The 19,745-nt window shown below is 49.5% G+C and carries 8 protein-coding genes, 15 tRNA genes, 3 rRNA genes and 1 pseudogene; 23 read left to right on the forward strand and 4 right to left on the reverse strand.

All coding sequences use genetic code 11. From position 1 onward, the window contains the following. Positions 1 to 24 precede the first annotated feature (24 nt). The 3 genes and pseudogenes from MKZ09_RS04680 (at position 25) to MKZ09_RS04690 (ending at position 7,270) form a co-directional block, all read left to right on the forward strand. Positions 25 to 1,344: a glycoside hydrolase family 125 protein gene (locus tag MKZ09_RS04680; protein ID WP_076098666.1), complete on the forward strand. Its 1,320-nt coding sequence runs from the start codon at positions 25 to 27 to the stop codon at positions 1,342 to 1,344. Continuing rightward, positions 1,341 to 4,502 carry an alpha-amylase family protein gene (locus tag MKZ09_RS04685; protein WP_370511189.1) on the forward strand — a complete coding sequence of 1,054 codons (3,162 nt, stop codon included), beginning with the start codon at positions 1,341 to 1,343 and terminating at the stop codon, positions 4,500 to 4,502. The genes MKZ09_RS04680 and MKZ09_RS04685 overlap by 4 nt, the downstream gene beginning before the upstream one ends. Positions 4,503 to 4,523: 21 nt before the next feature. Next, positions 4,524 to 7,270, forward strand: a pseudogene (locus MKZ09_RS04690) (alpha-mannosidase). 44 nt (positions 7,271 to 7,314) lie between these two features. On the opposite strand, the gene MKZ09_RS04695 reads toward MKZ09_RS04690, so the two are convergent. Next, positions 7,315 to 7,602, reverse strand: coding sequence for a hypothetical protein (locus MKZ09_RS04695; RefSeq protein WP_076208088.1), 288 nt, complete (start codon positions 7,600 to 7,602; stop codon positions 7,315 to 7,317). Between the two features lie 476 nt (positions 7,603 to 8,078). On the opposite strand from MKZ09_RS04695, the gene MKZ09_RS04700 reads away from it, so the two are divergent. The 19 genes from MKZ09_RS04700 (at position 8,079) to MKZ09_RS04790 (ending at position 15,083) form a co-directional block, all read left to right on the forward strand. Beyond that, positions 8,079 to 9,636: ribosomal RNA gene (locus tag MKZ09_RS04700) — 16S ribosomal RNA — on the forward strand. A gap of 233 nt (positions 9,637 to 9,869) precedes the next feature. Next, a 23S ribosomal RNA gene (locus tag MKZ09_RS04705) occupies positions 9,870 to 12,795 on the forward strand. 145 nt (positions 12,796 to 12,940) lie between these two features. Beyond that, positions 12,941 to 13,057, forward strand: a 5S ribosomal RNA gene (rrf, locus tag MKZ09_RS04710). Together the 16S, 23S and 5S rRNA genes with 15 tRNA genes alongside form the textbook arrangement of a ribosomal RNA operon. A 57-nt stretch (positions 13,058 to 13,114) precedes the next feature. Further along, positions 13,115 to 13,191, forward strand: a tRNA-Ile gene (locus MKZ09_RS04715). 3 nt (positions 13,192 to 13,194) lie between these two features. After that, positions 13,195 to 13,270 (forward strand) — tRNA-Asn (locus MKZ09_RS04720). A 5-nt stretch (positions 13,271 to 13,275) separates the two neighbouring features. Further along, positions 13,276 to 13,368, forward strand: a tRNA-Ser gene (locus MKZ09_RS04725). A 16-nt stretch (positions 13,369 to 13,384) separates the two neighbouring features. Continuing rightward, positions 13,385 to 13,456 (forward strand) — tRNA-Glu (locus tag MKZ09_RS04730). Between the two features lie 6 nt (positions 13,457 to 13,462). Beyond that, positions 13,463 to 13,538 (forward strand) — tRNA-Val (locus tag MKZ09_RS04735). Positions 13,539 to 13,553: 15 nt separating this feature from the next. After that, positions 13,554 to 13,630 (forward strand) — tRNA-Met (locus MKZ09_RS04740). A 71-nt stretch (positions 13,631 to 13,701) separates the two neighbouring features. Continuing rightward, positions 13,702 to 13,778 (forward strand) — tRNA-Met (locus MKZ09_RS04745). 25 nt (positions 13,779 to 13,803) lie between these two features. Further along, positions 13,804 to 13,881, forward strand: a tRNA-Asp gene (locus MKZ09_RS04750). Positions 13,882 to 13,897: 16 nt separating this feature from the next. After that, positions 13,898 to 13,972, forward strand: a tRNA-Gln gene (locus MKZ09_RS04755). Between the two features lie 7 nt (positions 13,973 to 13,979). Then, positions 13,980 to 14,055, forward strand: a tRNA-Lys gene (locus tag MKZ09_RS04760). A 15-nt stretch (positions 14,056 to 14,070) separates the two neighbouring features. Continuing rightward, a tRNA-Leu gene (locus MKZ09_RS04765) sits at positions 14,071 to 14,155 on the forward strand. Positions 14,156 to 14,162: 7 nt separating this feature from the next. Next, positions 14,163 to 14,237 (forward strand) — tRNA-Gly (locus MKZ09_RS04770). Positions 14,238 to 14,247: 10 nt separating this feature from the next. Beyond that, positions 14,248 to 14,324, forward strand: a tRNA-Arg gene (locus MKZ09_RS04775). A gap of 32 nt (positions 14,325 to 14,356) precedes the next feature. Then, a tRNA-Pro gene (locus MKZ09_RS04780) sits at positions 14,357 to 14,430 on the forward strand. Positions 14,431 to 14,442: 12 nt separating this feature from the next. After that, a tRNA-Gly gene (locus tag MKZ09_RS04785) sits at positions 14,443 to 14,513 on the forward strand. Between the two features lie 102 nt (positions 14,514 to 14,615). After that, on the forward strand, positions 14,616 to 15,083 hold the full coding sequence (locus MKZ09_RS04790; RefSeq protein WP_076208534.1) for a YdeI/OmpD-associated family protein: 468 nt from the start codon (positions 14,616 to 14,618) through the stop codon (positions 15,081 to 15,083). Between the two features lie 65 nt (positions 15,084 to 15,148). Here MKZ09_RS04790 and MKZ09_RS04795 read toward each other — a convergent pair whose 3' ends face one another. Continuing rightward, the gene (locus tag MKZ09_RS04795; protein ID WP_076208533.1) at positions 15,149 to 15,604 is read right to left on the reverse strand and encodes a GreA/GreB family elongation factor; all 456 of its coding nucleotides are present in this window, start codon (positions 15,602 to 15,604) and stop codon (positions 15,149 to 15,151) included. Positions 15,605 to 16,000: 396 nt separating this feature from the next. Here MKZ09_RS04795 and MKZ09_RS04800 point away from each other — a divergent pair, with 396 nt between their 5' ends. After that, positions 16,001 to 16,195, forward strand: a complete 195-nt coding sequence (locus MKZ09_RS04800; protein WP_036686883.1) for a sporulation protein Cse60 — start codon at positions 16,001 to 16,003, stop codon at positions 16,193 to 16,195. A 151-nt stretch (positions 16,196 to 16,346) separates the two neighbouring features. Here the strand turns inward: MKZ09_RS04800 and katA are convergent, their stop codons facing one another. After that, on the reverse strand, positions 16,347 to 17,804 hold the full coding sequence (katA, locus tag MKZ09_RS04805; protein ID WP_076138773.1) for a catalase KatA: 1,458 nt from the start codon (positions 17,802 to 17,804) through the stop codon (positions 16,347 to 16,349). A 262-nt stretch (positions 17,805 to 18,066) separates the two neighbouring features. Next, entirely contained in the window at positions 18,067 to 19,683 is a 1,617-nt protein-coding gene (gene glgP, locus MKZ09_RS04810; RefSeq protein ID WP_076208532.1) for an alpha-glucan family phosphorylase, read from the reverse strand. Between the last annotated feature and the right edge of the window lie 62 nt (positions 19,684 to 19,745).

The raw sequence follows: 19,745 nt of genomic DNA on the forward strand, positions 1-19,745 counted from the left end.
CAGATGCAAAGGAGCATAACTCACTTGGAACAATTCCGATTACCCAAAATAGCAATGCCCCAGCTGCCGCTGCCGCAGGCCGTACAAGAAGTGCTTGCCGAAGCGGAGGAGAAGCTGGCACATCGCCCGAAGCTGTTGCAGCTGTTCAAGAACTGCTTTCCGAATACGCTGGAGACGACTACTAAACTGCTGGATGACGGAACCACCTTTGTGATTACCGGCGATATTCCGGCCTCCTGGCTGCGTGATTCAGTGGAGCAGGTAATTCAATACGTGCCTCTGGCCAAAAACGATCCCGATCTCCAGCGCATCATCGGCGGTCTTATCAAACGCCATATTCAGTATATTCATATCGATCCTTACGCCAATGCATTTAATGAGTCGGCCAATGACTGGCACTGGAACACTACGGATGTGACCGAGATGTCACCATGGGTGTGGGAGCGTAAATTTGAGATTGATTCGTTATGTTTTGTTGTGCGCCTCGCTTATACCTACTGGAAAGAGACGGGCCTGACGGATTTCTTCGACGCGGGGTTCAAGTCGGCCATGCGCCAGATCTTCGATTTGTTCAAAAGAGAGCAGCGGCATTTCGAGCAGTCTCCGTACCGGTTCAGCCGCAATAACGGCATTCCGGAAGATTCTCTGCGCAACAGCGGTCTAGGCATGCCGGTGAACTATACCGGAATGATCTGGTCGGGCTTCCGGTCCAGCGATGATGCCTGTGATTTCCACTACAACATTCCTGGCAATATGTTCGCCGTTGTCGCGCTGCGCCAGATGCAGGAATTCGCGGAGTGGGTCTTCCGCGATCTAGACTTCCTGGCTGAACTTAAAGAGCTGGAATTTGAAGTGGATCATGGCATCAAGCTCTACGGCATTTATCGCCATCCGGAGTTTGGTCCGATTTATGCTTATGAGACCGACGGCTTCGGCAATTACTGCCTGATGGACGATGCGGGAACGCCCGGACTGATCTCCATTCCGTATCTGGGTTACGCTTCGGCGGATGATCCCATCTATCAGAACACCCGACGTTTCGCATTGAGCAAAGAAAATCCGTTCTATTATGAAGGCACAGCTGCTAAAGGGATCGGCAGCCCGCACACTCCGGAGAACTATATCTGGCATATGGCGTTGTCTATGCAGGGCATTACGGCTCAGACTGCCGAAGAGAAGCTGGAACTGATTGCCATGCTGGAAAGTACGGATGCCGGAACCGGATATATGCATGAAGGTTTCCATGTGGATGATCCTAGTGTATTTACCCGCAGCTGGTTTGCATGGTCGAACAGCTTGTTCTCGCAGCTTGTCTATCGGGCGATGAAGGAAGGTATTCTGTGAGCGGGGGCCGCATCATCCTGTTCGCGGATCCGTCTTTTCCCGGGTATACCGCAGCGGGCGGACTGACAACGGAACAGGCACAGTCTATAGGAATACATCATACTGACCCTCCTGTTTATGCAGAACAGCTGGCCGCAACGCTAGACAGCGCCAAGGCCGGGGACTGCTTCGTTAGCTTCCATGCTCCATACTTTCCGAAGGAGGCTTGGCCTTCCATCGTCGCCTATTTGAGCAGAGGCGGCAGCTTGATCAGCATTGGCGGTGCCCCGTTTAAGTATCCAGTCCGCCTAGTCGCTGAAGAGTGGCGGATCGAAGCTGAGCAGACTGCCTATCACCGCCAGCTGCATATCCATGAAGCGCTGCGTGTGAGCAGCGCAGATCGCATACAGCAGCATGTCGCGCTTAGAGACATTCCGCTCTTTGTAGGCGATGAGCAGCTGCTGGCCCTGTCGGATACCTGGAACCTGGTGCCGCATGTCACTAAAAGCAGTGACCTGCCGGAGCAGATGGGTTCCAGTGGCCCCATGGACACGCGGATCTATCCGCTGCTTAAGGGCATTACCGCCGCCGGGCGTGAAGTTTCTGCTCCAGCTGTGCTGTGGGAGCATATCGGCGGGCCTTTTGCCGGTGGCCGCTGGCTCTTCATCGGCCAACCGCTTACGCCTGATTTCTGGAATCAAGGCGGAACGGAAGCATTAACCCGCTGGGCAACCTTTGCCGCTCGGGGTGTAACAGAGCTGTGGCTGAAGCCCAACTATGCTTCTTATGAAGAAGGCGAGCGGCCGCTGCTGTTTTTGCAGGGCCAGCGGCTAAGCCGTAGCCAATCGTCACCGACATCAGCGCAGTGGACCCTGAACATCACTCTGAGCAAAGACGGGGAGTCTATCCCATGTTTCACTCACGAGTGCAAGCTTGAGGTTAGTCGCGAGCTGAACTTCCTACGTGTACCGCTTGCTGTAGAAATTCAACCTGGCCTGTATCATCTTTCTTGCCATGCTGTATCGGAAGAAGGCGAAGTGCGGATGTTGCGTCAAGGCTTTTGGGGATATGACGTGGGCCTGTTATCGCAGGGGGAACCGATTAAGGCGGGAAGAGATTATTTTATCAAAGACGGTCAGCCTTTACCTGTTGTCGGCATGACTTACATGACCTCTGACGTAGCGAGGAAGTTTCTATTTCTGCCAAATGCTGATGTCTGGGATCGGGATATGGCACAGATGCGGAAGGCAGGCATCAACTGGATTCGTACCGGCATCTGGACAGCCTACCGCAATATTATGCAGGTAGACGGTCATGCCTCGGAAGAAGTGCTGCGGGCGATTGATGCTTTTCTACTGACTGCGAAGCGGCATGAGCTGCAGGTTACCTTTACGTTCTTCTCCTTTACGCCGGAGACTTGGGAAGGGACGAATCCTTATCTCGATCCGCGCAGTGTAGAAGCGCAAAAACGGTTCATCCGCTCCATCGTCGCACGGCATCGCACGACAACCCATGTCGATTGGGATTTGATCAATGAACCGTCAATGTTCGATCCGCCGCGGATTTTCTCGGACGGACCGAGCTCGGCGCGAGATAAATATGAACGCGCTGCTTTCTCTGCTTGGCTGGAAGAACGCCATGGTGATATAACTTCGCTGCAAGAGCGCTGGAATATGACGCCGCTGGAATTGCCGGATTTTGCGGCTGCACAACCTCCTGAGCAAGAAGAGATTAACTTTAGTGTGCAGGATATTCATTCCGGGAAGCGCGGCACACGTTGGCTCGACTACTGCCTGTTCTCCATGGACATGCACAACGTATGGGCAAGGGAGCTAAGCGGTACTATCAAGGAACTCTGCCCAGATCATTTAGTGACCGTAGGGCAGGATGAAGCTTTGGGTGCCCAACGGCCATCGCCGTTCTTTTATGAGCGCGATGTCGATTACACCACTGTTCACAGCTGGTGGTTGAATGACAATCTGCTCTGGGATGGGATTTTTGCCAAAACCCATCACAAACCGAACCTCATTCAGGAGACCGGCATCATGTACGTAGAGACGCCAGACGGACGGGCTAAACGCAGTGAGGAAGAATTGCGGGCCATGCTGGAGCGCAAATATGCCTATGCGTTTGCTTCTGGAGGTGCCGGGGCTGTGCAATGGATCTGGAACACGAACTTTTATATGGATAATGCCAATGAATCGCAGATCGGTGCGCTGCGGGCCGATGGGACTGAGAAGCCGGAAGCGGATGTGTCTTATGATTTTGGGCGGTTCATCGGCGAAGCGGGGGGGTTATTTGACGGGCGGAAGCTGGAAGAGATTTCCGTGGTTTTCCCTTACTCTAATGACTTCTCGAACCGGAAGCTCGCCTATGATGCGACTACCCGCCTGACACGGATCTTATCTTATCAGCTTCATTTGCCTTTCCGCGCCGTATCGGAATACGATCTGGCTCCGCTGGAGGCAGAGCCGGCTAAGTTGATTCTCCTGCCGAGTGTGCACAATCTGGATAATGACGCTCTTCAGCAATTGCTGGACATAGTGGAGCGTACAGGTGCCGTTCTACTCATTACTGGAGCATTGGGGGTTGATGCGTATTGGCAGCCTTCGGATCGTATGGACGCAATAGTAGGAGCCCGTAAACTTGGCAACATGCGCCGTGAGGAGCAACTTCTATTGAACGGACGCAAGTTTGCAGTGTCCTACGGACAGAAGCGAATCGCGGAGCTAGTCAAAGAAACGCCAGCAAATGCAGATGTTGATTCGTCTAGCTCAGGCGGTGTAGGTGATTACCTCATCGAACGCCAGCTTGGCACAGGTCGCCTGCTCTGGTGCCCGCTACCTTTAGAACTGAATGACCGAGACGAGCCGATCGCCACGCTCTACCAATATGCTGCACAAGCCGCAGGTATCGTAACCGAGCTGGAGTGGATCAGCGGGGGAGACTTGCCAGGTGTGTACGGGCGGAAGCTTGCTTTTGCAGAAGGTTCATTGTATATCTTCGTATCTGAATACGCCTGGGATGCCGAACTTGAAATAAAAGATCCTGCAACTGGAGCTCACTACTCATTTTTACTGGAGAAAGAACGTTCGGTGTTGTTTGCAGCTGATTCAGCGGGCAAGCTGGTAGCTGTCTATAGACCTGAAGAGGTTAACATTACGCTTAATAAATGCTGAAGAACTGAGGTGTACACACAGATGACCCACGCAACAACCAAAACAGCCCATATCGTGTCCCATACTCACTGGGACCGTGAATGGTATTTGCCCTATGAGAAACACCACGTCCGTCTGGTTCAGCTGGTGGATGCACTGCTTGCGAAGCTGGACGGAGATTCCGCCTTCTGCAGTTTTTACCTCGATGGGCAAACCATTATTCTGGAGGATTATCTTCAGGTTCGGCCAGAGAACAAAGAGAAGCTGGAGAAGTATATCCGGGATGGGCGAATCTTGATTGGACCTTGGTACATTTTGCAGGATGCATTCCTGACGAGCGGCGAGGCAAATGTGCGGAATATGCAGATCGGCCATCAGGATGCCGAGAAATACGGCAAGCCTTCCAAAATCGGTTATTTTCCTGATACCTTTGGATTGGTTGGACAGACTCCGCAGCTGATGTTGCAGTCAGGGATTACGAATGCTTTTTTTGGACGCGGGGTGAAGCCTACGGGATTTAACAACACTGTATCGGATGCGGGTTATGAGTCCTCTTTCTCCGAGCTGATCTGGGAAGGACCGGATGGATCTAAAATTCTCGGTATCCTATTTGCCAACTGGTATTCTAACGGCAATGAAGTTCCTGTTGAGGAAGGTGCGGCTCGGGAATTCTGGGACCGTAAGCTTGCGGATGCAGAGAAGTATGCTTCAACGGGGGAGTTATTGTTCATGAACGGGTGCGACCACCAGCCTCTGCAATTGGATTTGCCGGAAGCTATTCGCACCGCCGAAAAGCTATACCCTGAGGTGAAGTTCGTGCATTCAAATTTCCCGGACTATCTGCAAGCCTTGGATCAGCAATTATCCTCGGGTCAGCGGGAGCTCTCCACCGTTACAGGGGAACTGCGCAGCCAGCGTACAGACGGATGGGGCACCTTAGTGAACACAGCCTCAGCCCGGGTTTATTTGAAGCAGATGAACCAGCTGGGCCAGACTCTTTTGGAAAAAGTAGCCGAGCCGCTGGCCTCCATCGCCCGCCTGTCCGGACAAGACTACCCGCACCATCTATTCACCTATGCCTGGAAGACGCTGATGCAGAACCATCCGCATGACAGTATCTGTGGTTGTAGTGTGGATGAAGTGCATCGTGAGATGGTAACTCGTTTTGATAAAAGCCGGCATGTTGCCGAAAGCATCATAGATGACAGTGCTAAGTTTATCGCAGATCAAGTGGAGACTTCGGGCTTTTCCGCCTACGGGGAAGATGCAGTTCCTTTTGTAGTGATGAATACCACAGGGTGGAAGCGTACGGGAACGGTGACTATAGAGCTGGATGCTGAACGGTTATATCTGCGCGAGGGTTATCCTTTGGATGAGACCGCCCGCAGAATGCTGGCTGTTGATTTGTCCGGCCGGATTCTCGTCGATCACACAGGGGAGGAATTAGCGTCTACAGTGGAAGACCTGGGTTTAAGCTTTGGTTACGATCTGCCTGATGACCAATTCCGCCAGCCGTATATGTGCCGCAAGGTGAGACTTACTTTTGAAGCACGCAATGTGCCTGCACTTGGGCTCTGTACTTACGCTTGGGTACAATCAACTACGGAATCCGCTCAGGGAAGCTCTTTAATAGAAGGAGAGCGCAGCTTGGAGAATGCATCTCTCAAGGTAGTTGTTGCTGAGGATGGTTCATTTACGTTATTGGATAAGCATAGCGGTACCACTTATCGTGAGTTGGGGATTTACGAGAATACCGGAGACGTAGGCAATGAATACATGTACAAGCAGCCAGAAGGTGAACAAGCGCTGACGACCAAAGGCCAGCCTGCAGTCATTAAGGTGATTGAAGACTCTCCCTTCCGTGCTGCCATTGAGATCCGAATAGACTGGGAGATTCCGGCTTCGGCGGATGACACCTTGGAGGCGGAACAGCGTGCACTTGTGTATTATCCTGAGCGTAAAGCGCAGCGGAGTGTAAACACGGTGGTTTTGAAGCTTCGTACCGTCGTTTCGCTGGAGCGGGAAGGCAAAGGTGTGCATATTGAATCCACAATTAATAACCAAGCCAAGGATCACCGGGTGCGAATGCTGTTCCCGACCGATCTGTCTACCGATGTGCATCGTGTAGATTCTATGTTCGAAGTGGCTACGCGGGACAATAATCCGGCACCAGAATGGGCAAATCCGAGCAACACTCAACATCAGCAATCCTTTGTGGATGTCAGCAATGGCGATGTAGGACTTACGGTAGCCAACCAGGGATTGAACGAATATGAGGTTCTGCGGGATGGACGCAATACTATTGCCGTCACCTTGCTACGCAGCGTAGGGGAATTGGGGGATTGGGGCTGGTTCCCAACACCGGAAGCTCAGTGCCTGGGCGAATATACAGCACAACTGGAGCTGATTCCTCATTCTGGTGAGGGAAGTGAACAGCGGGCATTTACAGAGGCCTATCAATTCCAGATCCCTTGGACGGTATGTCAGACCGGCCTGCATAGCGGGAAGTTGAACTCTGGATATACCCCATTGGTTTGGAGGGAGATAACATGGCCTTCTCATCCATGAAAATGAACGGAACTTCCGGCGACTTGTTTTTGCGTTGGTACAATATGTCCGCTCAGCGGACACAATTGCAACTGAAAGTGAACAGTCCTCAAGAGTATTTATTTAAAAGCAATATCTTAGAGCAGTCTAACCCTGCTTTACAAGGAGCAACGTCTTCGGTTCACCATTTAGAGATCGGACCATCTGAGATTGTAACTGTAGGTGCGAAATTAAGCTTCTAAGTAAAAAGATGCCCCGGCGCTTCCCTGCCGGGGCATCTTTTGATTTACTTTCTTCTATAAGACTTATGCCAATCTTGAATGGCCTCTTGGCGGGAGGGGGATCTCATCTGGATCCAATTGTTTGTTTCCCATTCATGAATCGCCTGCTGTTTAGTTTGGTAAAAGCTGTAGTCGCAAATGTTCCAGCTGTTATACAGTTTCTGATACCATTTCCCTTTAGGGATGTCGCCATGGTAGCGGCGGACGGCTTTATTGGCTTGTTCTTTTGCCCATGAGGAACCGTGTTTCTGTTGATCGCTGCACACGGGTTGCTTTTTCACACTTCTGCTCATTGATTCTCCAACCTCCTTTTTGAGGGAAGCTAGAGATCATGCAAGGTCTTTATATGAATCACCTCTTTGCCAAAAAAATAATGGAATTGATTGATACCTATGTATGAAGGGGCTCTGATGTTAATAGATAGACGCGGAAAAGGGGAATACGGTTGCGATACAATTGCGGAGAAGTATGTGTTTAGTTTTTTTAAAATAAAGCTTGCAATGCATCTCCATACATGGTATATTCTAAGTCCGGCCAAGAAGTACACATGCCGAGCTCGAAAAAGAAGTTGAAAAAAGAGCTTGACATTAAATGGACGAACATGATATAGTATAAGAGTTGCTGCTGAGACATTAACCGGCGCCAACGAGAACTTGATCTTTGAAAACTGAACAACGAGTGAGTAGGAAATCACGTAAGTGAAATCCAAATTAGAGAATTAATTTTCTCGTCAGATGTTTCAAAATGAGCATATCGCTCTTTTCAATACTAATTGGAGAGTTTGATCCTGGCTCAGGACGAACGCTGGCGGCGTGCCTAATACATGCAAGTCGAGCGGAGTTACTTTGAAAGCTTGCTTTCAAAGTAACTTAGCGGCGGACGGGTGAGTAACACGTAGGCAACCTGCCCTTCAGACTGGGATAACTACCGGAAACGGTAGCTAATACCGGATAATTTCTTTTTTCTCCTGAGAGAAGAATGAAAGACGGAGCAATCTGTCACTGAGGGATGGGCCTGCGGCGCATTAGCTAGTTGGTGGGGTAACGGCCCACCAAGGCGACGATGCGTAGCCGACCTGAGAGGGTGAACGGCCACACTGGGACTGAGACACGGCCCAGACTCCTACGGGAGGCAGCAGTAGGGAATCTTCCGCAATGGGCGAAAGCCTGACGGAGCAACGCCGCGTGAGTGATGAAGGTTTTCGGATCGTAAAGCTCTGTTGCCAGGGAAGAACGTCCGGTAGAGTAACTGCTACCGGAGTGACGGTACCTGAGAAGAAAGCCCCGGCTAACTACGTGCCAGCAGCCGCGGTAATACGTAGGGGGCAAGCGTTGTCCGGAATTATTGGGCGTAAAGCGCGCGCAGGCGGCTATTTAAGTCTGGTGTTTAAACCTTGGGCTCAACCTGAGGTCGCACTGGAAACTGGGTGGCTTGAGTACAGAAGAGGAAAGTGGAATTCCACGTGTAGCGGTGAAATGCGTAGATATGTGGAGGAACACCAGTGGCGAAGGCGACTTTCTGGGCTGTAACTGACGCTGAGGCGCGAAAGCGTGGGGAGCAAACAGGATTAGATACCCTGGTAGTCCACGCCGTAAACGATGAGTGCTAGGTGTTAGGGGTTTCGATACCCTTGGTGCCGAAGTTAACACAGTAAGCACTCCGCCTGGGGAGTACGGTCGCAAGACTGAAACTCAAAGGAATTGACGGGGACCCGCACAAGCAGTGGAGTATGTGGTTTAATTCGAAGCAACGCGAAGAACCTTACCAGGTCTTGACATCCCTCTGAATCCGCTAGAGATAGCGGCGGCCTTCGGGACAGAGGAGACAGGTGGTGCATGGTTGTCGTCAGCTCGTGTCGTGAGATGTTGGGTTAAGTCCCGCAACGAGCGCAACCCTTAACTTTAGTTGCCAGCAGGTAAGGCTGGGCACTCTAGAGTGACTGCCGGTGACAAACCGGAGGAAGGTGGGGATGACGTCAAATCATCATGCCCCTTATGACCTGGGCTACACACGTACTACAATGGCCGGTACAACGGGAAGCGAAGCCGCGAGGTGGAGCCAATCCCATCAAAGCCGGTCTCAGTTCGGATTGCAGGCTGCAACTCGCCTGCATGAAGTCGGAATTGCTAGTAATCGCGGATCAGCATGCCGCGGTGAATACGTTCCCGGGTCTTGTACACACCGCCCGTCACACCACGAGAGTTTACAACACCCGAAGTCGGTGGGGTAACCCGCAAGGGAGCCAGCCGCCGAAGGTGGGGTAGATGATTGGGGTGAAGTCGTAACAAGGTAGCCGTATCGGAAGGTGCGGCTGGATCACCTCCTTTCTATGGAGAATCGTTCTCTGCAATGAGAACATTCAAATCGGAAGTTTAACTTCCACAAACTCAGGTTTAGGCCTGTTACTCACTCGTTGCTCAGTTTTGAGAGTTTAAGCTCTCAAGTAAGACTTGATCCTTGAAAACTGGATACCGAAACGAATTTGCGTTTTAGAACATCTTTTAGCAACTTGTGTAAACAAGTAAATGTTATTAGTGAGGTTTTTCTTCGGAAAAATCAAGGTTAAGCTAATAAGAGCACACGGAGGATGCCTAGGCGCCAGGAGCCGACGAAGGACGTGGCGAACAACGAAACTGCCTCGGGGAGCTGTAAGCAAGCTTTGATCCGGGGGTGTCCGAATGGGGAAACCCAGCTGTGGTAATTCGCAGTTACTCATTTCTGAATACATAGGAAATGTAGAGGCAGACCAGGGGAACTGAAACATCTAAGTACCCTGAGGAAGAGAAAACAATAGTGATTCCGTCAGTAGCGGCGAGCGAACGCGGAACAGCCTAAACCTAAGAGCTTGCTCTTAGGGGTTGTGGGACGTCTCACATGGAGTTACAAAGGAATATGGTAGGTGAAGAGGTCTGGAAAGGCCCGCGATAGAGGTAAAAGCCCTGTAACCTAAACTGTGTTCTCTCCGAGACGGATCCCGAGTAGTGCGGGGCACGTGAAACCCCGTATGAATCCAGCAGGACCATCTGCTAAGGCTAAATACTACCTGGCGACCGATAGTGAAACAGTACCGTGAGGGAAAGGTGAAAAGCACCCCGGAAGGGGAGTGAAATAGAACCTGAAACCGTGTGCTTACAAAAAGTCAGAGCCCTATTAATGGGTGATGGCGTGCCTTTTGTAGAATGAACCGGCGAGTTACGTTTAACATGCAAGGTTAAGCCGAGAAGGTGGAGCCGCAGCGAAAGCGAGTCTGAATAGGGCGACTTAGTATGTGGACGTAGACCCGAAACCGTGTGATCTACCCCTGTCCAGGGTGAAGGTGCGGTAACACGCACTGGAGGCCCGAACCCACGTACGTTGAAAAGTGCGGGGATGAGGTGGGGGTAGCGGAGAAATTCCAATCGAACTCGGAGATAGCTGGTTCTCCCCGAAATAGCTTTAGGGCTAGCCTCGGTATAAGAGTAGTGGAGGTAGAGCACTGATTGGGTGCGGGGTCCGCAAGGATTACCAAGCTCAGTCAAACTCCGAATGCCATATACTTATTGCCGGGAGTCAGACAGTGAGTGCTAAGATCCATTGTCAAAAGGGAAACAGCCCAGACCATCAGCTAAGGTCCCCAAGTGTGTGTTAAGTGGGAAAGGATGTGGAGTTGCACAGACAACCAGGATGTTGGCTTAGAAGCAGCCACCATTGAAAGAGTGCGTAATAGCTCACTGGTCGAGTGACTCTGCGCCGAAAATGTAACGGGGCTAAACACACCACCGAAGCTATGGCTAGATGCTTTGCATCTGGGGTAGGGGAGCGTTGTGTAGGGGTTGAAGGTGTACTGAAAAGAGCGCTGGACACTACACAAGTGAGAATGCCGGTATGAGTAACGAAAAGATCAGTGAGAATCTGATCCGCCGAAAGCCCAAGGTTTCCTGAGGAAGGCTCGTCCGCTCAGGGTAAGTCGGGACCTAAGGCGAGGCCGAAAGGCGTAGTCGAAGGACAACAGTTTGAAATTACTGTACCACCGTAATCCGCTATGAGCGATGGGGTGACGCAGGAGGGTAGTGACGCGGACTGATGGATGTCCGTCTAAGCAGTGAGGCTGGTGTGTAGGCAAATCCGCACATCGTTAAGGCTGGGCTGTGATGGGGAGCGAAAATTATAGTAGCGAAGGTCATGATCTCACACTGCCAAGAAAAGCCTCTAGCCAGGAGAAGGTGCCCGTACCGCAAACCGACACAGGTAGGCGAGAAGAGAATTCTAAGGCGCGCGGAAGAACTCTCGTTAAGGAACTCGGCAAAATGACCCCGTAACTTCGGGAGAAGGGGTGCCCCGGTAGTGTGAATAGCACGAGGGGGCCGCAGTGAAAAGGCCCAAGCGACTGTTTAGCAAAAACACAGGTCTGTGCGAAGCCGCAAGGCGAAGTATACGGGCTGACGCCTGCCCGGTGCTGGAAGGTTAAGGGGAGTGGTTAGGGGTAACCCGAAGCTATGAACCGAAGCCCCAGTAAACGGCGGCCGTAACTATAACGGTCCTAAGGTAGCGAAATTCCTTGTCAGGTAAATTCTGACCCGCACGAATGGCGTAACGACTTGGGCGCTGTCTCAACGAGAGATCCGGTGAAATTTTAATACCTGTGAAGATGCAGGTTACCCGCGACAAGACGGAAAGACCCCATGGAGCTTTACTGCAGCTTGATATTGAATTTGGGTACGATCTGTACAGGATAGGTGGGAGCCGTAGAAATCGGAGCGCAAGCTTCGGTGGAGGCGCCGTTGGGATACCACCCTGATCGTATCTAGGTTCTAACCTAGTGCCCTAATCGGGTACGGGGACCGTGTCAGGCGGGCAGTTTGACTGGGGCGGTCGCCTCCTAAAGAGTAACGGAGGCGTTCCAAGGTTCCCTCAGAATGGTTGGAAATCATTCGCAGAGTGCAAAGGCATAAGGGAGCTTGACTGCGAGACCTACAAGTCGAGCAGGGACGAAAGTCGGACTTAGTGATCCGGTGGTACCGCATGGAAGGGCCATCGCTCAACGGATAAAAGCTACCCTGGGGATAACAGGCTTATCTCCCCCAAGAGTCCACATCGACGGGGAGGTTTGGCACCTCGATGTCGGCTCATCGCATCCTGGGGCTGAAGTAGGTCCCAAGGGTTGGGCTGTTCGCCCATTAAAGCGGTACGCGAGCTGGGTTCAGAACGTCGTGAGACAGTTCGGTCCCTATCTGTCGTGGGCGCAGGAAATTTGAGAGGAGCTGTCCTTAGTACGAGAGGACCGGGATGGACGTACCGCTGGTGCACCAGTTGTTCCGCCAGGAGCATGGCTGGGTAGCTACGTACGGACGGGATAAGCGCTGAAAGCATCTAAGCGTGAAGCCCCCCTCAAGATGAGATTTCCCAATTAGTAAGACCCCTTGAAGACGACGAGGTAGATAGGTTGGAGGTGGAAGTGCAGTAATGCATGGAGCTGACCAATACTAATCGGTCGAGGGCTTATCCTAAAAATACCCCAAAAAGTGAAGAAAAGGCTGCGAAGCTAATTCCGAATACTTTCCGGGGGCCCCGAAGAGATGACGGGCGACGCAAATTCAATTCGGATTCAGTTTTCAGGCGATTAAGCCTGAGCATTTACGCTGTAAATGCCCGTTTGGTGGCGATAGCGGAGGGGTTCCACACGTACCCATCCCGAACACGACCGTTAAGCCCTCCAGCGCCGATGGTACTTGGACCGAAGGGTCCTGGGAGAGTAGGACGCCGCCAAGCGGACAACCACATTACCCGTGGTATTTTTTTTGCCCTTAATATTAATATGTCTTAGAAGGGCCTTTAGCTCAGCTGGTTAGAGCGCACCCCTGATAAGGGTGAGGTCGGTGGTTCGAGTCCACTAAGGCCCACCATATTCCCTGATAGCTCAGTTGGTAGAGCACTCGACTGTTAATCGAGTTGTCACAGGTTCGAGTCCTGTTCGGGGAGCCATTTATGGAGAGGTGTCCGAGTTTGGCCGAAGGAGCACGATTGGAAATCGTGTAGGCGCCACAAGCGTCTCGAGGGTTCGAATCCCTCTCTCTCCGCCATAAAAATCATTAGCATGGCCCGTTGGTCAAGGGGTTAAGACACCTCCCTTTCACGGAGGTAACATGGGTTCGAATCCCATACGGGTCATATCATGGAGGCTTAGCTCAGCTGGGAGAGCATCTGCCTTACAAGCAGAGGGTCGGGGGTTCGATCCCCTCAGCCTCCACCATATTATTTTCACTGACGCGGGGTGGAGCAGCCCGGTAGCTCGTCGGGCTCATAACCCGAAGGTCGCAGGTTCAAGTCCTGCCCCCGCAACCAATTTACTCTTATACATTATGTTTAGGGATAAGCTGGTATGGTGAAAATGAATAGTATATACTTATTAATGACGCGGGGTGGAGCAGCCCGGTAGCTCGTCGGGCTCATAACCCGAAGGCCGCAGGTTCAAATCCTGCCCCCGCAACCAATTTACACTTATGCATTATGTCTATGGAACCGTGGTGTAGTTGGCCTAACATGCCTGCCTGTCACGCAGGAGATCGCGGGTTCGAATCCCGTCGGTTCCGCCATTTAGTTAATTATTATTGGGGATTAGCCAAGCGGTAAGGCAACGGACTTTGACTCCGTCATGCATAGGTTCAAATCCTATATCCCCAGCCATTTATGAGAGCCATTAGCTCAGTTGGTAGAGCACCTGACTTTTAATCAGGGTGTCGAAGGTTCGAGTCCTTCATGGCTCACCATTTTCTTTAAAGTGTGCGCGTGTGGCGGAATTGGCAGACGCACCAGACTTAGGATCTGGCGTTTCACGACGTGGGGGTTCGAGTCCCTTCACGCGCACCATGTTTTTGCGGACGTGGCTCAGCGGTAGAGCATCGCCTTGCCAAGGCGAGGGTCGCGGGTTCGATTCCCGTCGTCCGCTCCATATAGATTTTGCGCCCTTAGCTCAGCTGGATAGAGCGTTTGACTACGAATCAAAAGGCCGGGAGTTCGAATCTCTCAGGGCGCGCCATTTTTATTACTAAGCAGTTATAGTATTGTTAACGGGATGTAGCTCAGCTTGGTAGAGCACCTGGTTTGGGACCAGGGGGTCGCATGTTCAAATCGTGTCATCCCGATTTTATACCTTTGCGGGTGTAGTTCAATGGTAGAACTTCAGCCTTCCAAGCTGATAGCGTGGGTTCGATTCCCATCACCCGCTTATAAAGAGAAACACCTGCCGGTATTAGGCGGGTGTTTTTTTGTATAACTAAGCACGTACAGATACAATAGGGACTAGAGATTTTTATTTAGGGAGGGACCTATGTTTGAATTTGAAGCAAGGTTAGTCAGACCAGATACGAAGGGGAGCTGGACATATCTTACAGTTCCTTTTGACGCTGAACAAATATATGAAACTAAATCAAGGATACAAGTTAACGGAAGCCTGAATGAAATTCCCTATAGAGGAACACTTATGCCGCATGGTAATGGGAAACATTTTATGGTTGTGAAAAAAGAACTGCGAGACTTAGCCCATGCTCAACCTGGAGATATAGTTCGGGTGACAATGGAACAAGATCATCAATTGCGAGTGATAGAAGCTCCAGAAGATTTTCTGGACGCACTAAGCAGCAATGAGCAGGCAGAGGTGTATTATAACAGCTTGGCTTATTCCTATCGGAAGGAATATGTGAGCTGGATTGAAGGGGCGAAAAGACCGGAAACCAGAGCAGCAAGGATCCAGAAGTCAGTTAATAAGCTAGAAGAAGGTTTGAGGCTTAAATATTAGAACAGCGTCCCTCTCCTTAATATCTGGAAAGGGACGTTGCTGTAGTGGGGTATAAGGGATCGTCCTTATATAAGAACGCCTACTTCACCATTATTCACGAACTTTATGCTTTCGATCTTTACCTCTAGTTGACCTGAAGGAATCGCTAGCTGACAAGTACTGCCGAGCTCAGCCAGCAGCAGCTGCATGCCAATAGGTGACAACATAGAAATCTTGTTATCGTTAGGTTCTGCTTGGTTAGGAAATACGATGGTATAGATATCTGTAGTATTATCGTCCAAGTAACGAAGCTGCAGCTGACTTCCGATAAAGACCTGTGAATTTAAATCTTCGCCATTGAACTCAGTTAGTAATTGTTCCAGCTCGGAGCAATAACGGGTCAACAGCGTTTCAGCGTTGCTTCTATCCTTGCTCCGTACCGGAAAGTATTGATTTAGAAATGCGATTTTTTCCTCATCAAAATAGATAAGCTGCTGAAGCAGCTGTGTCCGTGAGCCTTCATAGATAAGACTATGGTTCATAGTAGATTTCACCTCCTCTAAGTAGCACATTCCTTGTAAACTTGATATGGTGTGTTGCCATCTTAAAATCCCTCCTATACAAATAGAGGTCCCCCAATGGAGACCTTCTGATCAGTATACCAGCTTCTATTTGTAAATCCAATCCATTTTAAAAGGGGAATTAAAACCTTCTAAATATTGTAATGAAAACCTTTGACTATTACATACTTGGGTGCTATGATAGGCTGATGCATAGGCATTTCGTAGAAAACTGCGAAATGCCTATACTGTATTTTGTAGATATTTTTACATTAATTGTTACCTGGGGAGTGATACGCCATGTACATTTCGTTGAGTTCACATATAGATTCCAGAACTATAAAATAACTACTTAATTTATTAAAGGAGGAGATCAGGATGATTCAAGTTAAAGAGTTTGTAGATGCTGATAATTCTTATGCAGAGAATAAAGCTAATGAGTTCCTGGCAGGACTACGGGAGGAACAGATTGTGAATATCTGTTACGGTTCGGTAGTTAAATCATCACGTGATGGGGCAGAGCACCAAAGAACCACTATACTGGTCGTGTATAAGACAAATGAAAGGCAATAACTGGAACACTTTTTTTTCATGTCTATCCATTGTCTCCACGCTGGGCGTTGTGATTGTCATCATTTATTATGTTTTCAGCTAATTAGCAAAAAGAGGACCTTTCCCATCTACGGGCAAAGGTCCTCTTTAGTTTATAAATGCATTTACAGTCTTACATTCCGTCTGGTACAGATAAACCCAAAGCGGATGCGATACGCTGTCCCAAGTCTGGATCAGCCTTAAAGAAATGTTCAATCTGGCGACGTTTGATATCGTTACTTTCAACAGGAGTCATAGCACCCACGATGTTTTGAACTAGACGGGTACGTTCTTCTTCAGACATTAGGCGGTACAAGTCACCTGGTTGTGTATAGTGATCGTCACTATTGTAAGAGACACTATCCGCATAACCAGAAACCTCGAACGGCGAAGTTTTATGCTGTGGTGATTCTTTAGGTCCTCCTAAGCTGTTAGGCTCGTAATAGGCACCGGAACCGCCATTGTTGCCCAAGGCCATGCCACCATCACGTTGATAGTTCTTCACTTCTACTTTTGGACGGTTGATAGGTAGACTGTTATGGTTAGGGCCAACCCGGTGACGGTGTGCATCACCATAAGCGAACAGACGGCCTTGTAGCAATTTATCAGGCGAAGCTTCAATACCAGGAACGAAAGAACCGGGGGAGAATGTAACTTGTTCTACTTCAGCAAAGTAGTTCTCCGGATTGCGATCCAATACCATACGTCCAACCTCGATTAACGGATAATCTTTTTGCGACCAGACTTTTGTTACATCAAATGGATCAAAACGGTAAGTCTTCGCATCCTCGATTGGCATAATTTGCACGTAGAGCTTCCAAGCAGGGAAATCTCCTTTATCAATAGCATTAAACAAGTCCTCTGTATGATAATCCGGGTTTTCCCCAGCGATTTTGGCAGCAAGGTCTGCATCTAGATTCTTAATGCCTTGTTCTGTTTTGAAATGGTATTTCACCCAGACTGTATTGCCCTCGGCATTTACCCACTTGAAGGTATGGCTACCAAACCCATGCATATGTCTCAGCGTAGCTGGAATTCCGCGATCCGACATCAAAATCGTTACCTGATGCAAAGATTCAGGCGACAAAGACCAGAAGTCCCATACAGCATTCGGGCTCTTCAGATGTGTCTGTGGATCACGTTTCTGTGTATGAATAAAGTCCGGGAATTTAATCGCATCACGAACGAAGAATACAGGCGTATTGTTACCTACGAGATCATAGTTTCCTTCTTCCGTATAGAACTTCACGGCAAAACCACGAGGGTCGCGTACGGTATCAGCAGAACCTAATTCACCAGCAACAGTAGAAAAACGAATGAACAACGGTGTACGTTTGCCTACTTCAGACAAAAAGTTAGCTTTTGTGTATTGGGTCAGATCTTTTGTAACTTCAAAATACCCGTGAGCGCCAGCACCTTTAGCATGAACGACACGTTCAGGAACACGTTCTCTGTTAAAGTGGGCTAATTTCTCAAGCAGATGGACATCTTGCAGCAAAGTGGGACCGCGGTCACCGGCTGTCATTGAATTCTGATTGTCGCCTACTGGAGCACCCCAGCTGGTTGTAAGATTATTATTATTGGAGCTCATTAATAGAATCACCTCATGAGATTTGATTTTAGATTTAGTATAAGTTCTATATTAATGTTTTTTTGAGAAATTGCAACACTTTTTAAATTATTGACTCATTACAATATGTGGTAATCGTCATTACAGCGTTGGCACATTCAGATATATATGATAGACAAAGTGATTAATTGCTTAGCAGAATTAAAAAAGAAACAGCGCATCCCTACCATCACTGGAGGGGTGCGCTGCATTTTTTGATATAGAAGATATTCGGTTCTTGTACTTAGGCTTTAATGTACATTCTGTTGTAATATTCATCTAACATTCTTTTGGTGGCAAACTCCGTACGGGTGGTTTCGATACTCTTTTTCATCATGTGTACCCACTGTTCACGATTCTCGTAAAAGGTTGGGAGCACACGTTTCAATAAGGTGTCGTACAGTGCATCACTATCATGCTTATCCAGCACCTCGAAGTCTGTAGTTTCGAAGCCGTCACCAATCTGCCAGCCATTCTCACCATCGATGCAGGCTTCTGGCCACCAGCCATCCAGAATAGAACAGTTCAATACACCGTTCATTGCTGCTTTCATCCCGGAGGTGCCGCTGGCTTCCAATGGTCTGCGTGGATTGTTGAGCCAAATATCAGCACCGCGCGTCAGCTGGGCGCCAATCGTCATATCGTAATTCTCGAGGAACACAACACTCTTTGGATACTTTTTCATCATCGCTACTAGGTTGCTGACGATTTTTTTACCGTTATCATCGAGTGGGTGCGCTTTGCCGGAGAATACAATTTGTATCTTTCCAGACTCCAGATAAGGTTCGATAATTTCTGGCTGCGAGAAGATCAGGTCGCTTCGTTTATATGGAGCTGCTCTGCGTGAGAAGCCGATGAGTAGATTGTCAGCATTTAAGCTAATGCCGGAACGTTCTTTGATGAATTGGATCAGTTCGCCCTTGATCTCTTTATGCACTGCCCATAAGTCGCCATCCTGTTCGTAGGCTTGCGTCATTCTATCATCTACCCAGGTAGGAGTATGGATGGCATTAGTAATGCCTATAATTTCCGATCTTCCGGCTACTTCCTTCCACATTTTATTAGCCGTATCGGCGTGTAGCTGGGCTACTGCGTTGGAAATACGTGACAGCCTTAGACCTGCAACCGTCATATTAAATGGCTCGCCGCCGATCCGCTCCATCTGGTCACGGGTTAAGCCGTTGAACGCACTCATATACTCAAGTCGGTCGAGAGGATGGGTTTCGTTGCCTTCTTTGATTGGTGTGTGTGTAGTGAACACTACTTCTTCGCGAGTGGCTTTCCACGCTTCTTCGAAGGTATGGCCTCCGGACATTTTTTCACGGATTAGCTCGATAGCCGCTAGAGCCGCATGACCCTCATTGAAGTGATAGACATCAATAGGGATTTGCAGGGCACGCATAGCTTTGACTCCACCAATCCCAAGCACGATCTCTTGTGCGATTCGTTCCTCGCCGAACCAGCCATACAATTGGCCTGTAATCCAGGCATCATTATTCTCGGGGATATCCGTATCCAGTAAATACAATGTGCTGTTGCCAAAATAATCAGTTTTCCATACCTTGCATACCACATCGGTTTTTCGGACTTTAACAGTTACCTTAACCCCTGTATCTTCAAGAAACTCATAAACATAATTGTGATAGGAGTCGTACGGATTGCCATTGGCATCAATCTTTTGGTCCGTGTAACCTTGTTTCCACTTCAGCCCAATAGGGATGATAGGGGCGTTGATATCTTTTGCACCCTTGATGTAGTCTCCGGCAAGAATGCCCAGACCTCCGGCATACATTTTGAAATCGGAATGCAGCCCGTACTCCATACTAAAATAAGCGACTGACGGTAATTTTTGTTCGTTCACTTGATAAGCCTCCTAATCACGGATTAGATTGAATTGCAGTGAAGCTGCGGGCATTATCTTAG

The organism is Paenibacillus sp. FSL R5-0908, from assembly GCF_038006245.1.
Lineage (GTDB): Bacteria > Bacillota > Bacilli > Paenibacillales > Paenibacillaceae > Paenibacillus_AQ > Paenibacillus_AQ odorifer.

Bases quoted from the DNA above. Each gene is read 5' to 3' on its own strand.
- MKZ09_RS04695 (WP_076208088.1), bottom strand. From the start codon at position 7,602: ATGAGCAGAAGTGTGAAAAAGCAACCCGTGTGCAGCGATCAACAGAAA.
- MKZ09_RS04790 (WP_076208534.1), top strand. From the start codon at position 14,616: ATGTTTGAATTTGAAGCAAGGTTAGTCAGACCAGATACGAAGGGGAGC.
- MKZ09_RS04795 (WP_076208533.1), bottom strand. From the start codon at position 15,604: ATGAACCATAGTCTTATCTATGAAGGCTCACGGACACAGCTGCTTCAG.
- MKZ09_RS04800 (WP_036686883.1), top strand. From the start codon at position 16,001: ATGATTCAAGTTAAAGAGTTTGTAGATGCTGATAATTCTTATGCAGAG.
- katA (WP_076138773.1), bottom strand. From the start codon at position 17,804: ATGAGCTCCAATAATAATAATCTTACAACCAGCTGGGGTGCTCCAGTA.